The organism is Pseudomonas sp. CFBP13528, from assembly GCF_005233615.1.
Classification (GTDB): Bacteria; Pseudomonadota; Gammaproteobacteria; order Pseudomonadales; family Pseudomonadaceae; genus Aquipseudomonas; species Aquipseudomonas fluorescens_AM.
The window spans coordinates 1-1,303 of sequence record NZ_QGAJ01000039.1 but is presented as its reverse complement, the minus strand read 5'-3'; the positions used below and the strand labels follow the sequence as shown (position 1 = coordinate 1,303).

Below are 1,303 nucleotides of genomic sequence, written 5' to 3'. Positions count from 1 at the left end.
GGTATGACTCACCCACATGGGTTACAAATCAGTTCACGCACATAGGTAACAGTTTTTAACTGGCAGGGTCGATTTCGCGAGGATCTGACCATGCCCTGGAAAGAGCTGAAACCTATGGACCTTAAAGTAATGTTCATTGCCGATTACCTGTCCCAGAAGCACAGCCTTAGCCAGCTGTGCCGGGACTATGAGGTCAGCCGCAAGACTGGGTATAAGTGGATCAGGCGTTACGAGGCAGAGGGCCCGAGTGGGCTTGATGAACGTAGCCGCTGCCGCCACAACCAAACCTACGTGGTGCCCTTGGCTGTGAAACAGGCAATCGTTGAATTTCGCTTAAGTGGCGAGACGATCCCCGGCCCGAAAAAGATTCAGAATAGCCTCATACAGCGTTTCCCAGATCAGGATCCGCCCTCGAAGACGACCATTTACAACATTCTCAAGGCAGCTGATTTGATTACCCCCAAGCCATTGCGCCGACGGGTGGCTGTGTATCCCAAGCCTTTACGCAAGGCAGAAAATCCCAACCAGTTGTTCAGCGCTGATTACAAGGGCCAATACCTGACCGGAGCAGGGATTTGGTGTTATCCGCTGACGATCATGGATCATGCCAGCCGGTTTTTGCTGGCGTGCCAGAGCATGAGCAGCACCAATCTGAAGGAAACCCAGCAAACCTTCGAAAGGGTTTTTCGCGAATACGGCCTGCCAGAGCGTATTCGTACTGACAATGGGATACCGTTTGCCAGCACCAGTCGTGCAGGGCTGTCACAGCTGTCGATTTGGTGGATGAGACTTGGGATCATTCCTGAGAGGATCGAGCCAGGTCGCCCAGATCAGAATGGGCGGCATGAGCGCATGCACCGGACGCTGAAAAGTACATTACCTCACCCGTCGGCAATTGCGTGGGAAGCCCAGCAGCGACACTTTGATCGCTTCCTGCAGCACTACAATTACGAGCGTGGACATGAGGCGCTTGGCCAGAAAACGCCTGCTGCTTGCTATACGCCTTCAACTCGAATGTACCCAGAGACGCTACCGGAAATGATCTATGCGAGTCATATTGAGAGTTACCTGGCCGACAGTAGCGGAATCATCAATCGAGGAGGCATGCGGGTTTATGTTGGCAATCTACTTTGTCACCAGACCATCGGAATGGAGATGATCGGTGATGGGGTATGGAATGTAATCTTCGGTCCTGTGATCTTGGGCCATGTGAATGCGAGAGATGCAAAGAACGGTTATGTCTCAATCAAAGTGTCACCTATGTGAGTGCACTTTTTTGTAACCCATGTGGTTGACCCGTACA

General features: G+C 52.1%; 1 protein-coding gene. It reads left to right on the top strand.

From position 1 onward, the window contains the following. The first annotated feature begins 90 nt into the window (after nucleotides 1-90). Nucleotides 91-1,266 (top strand): integrase core domain-containing protein, encoded by a 1,176-nt coding sequence (locus PspCFBP13528_RS27455; protein ID WP_137201910.1) that lies wholly within the window; start codon nucleotides 91-93, stop codon nucleotides 1,264-1,266. Nucleotides 1,267-1,303: the final 37 nt, after the last annotated feature.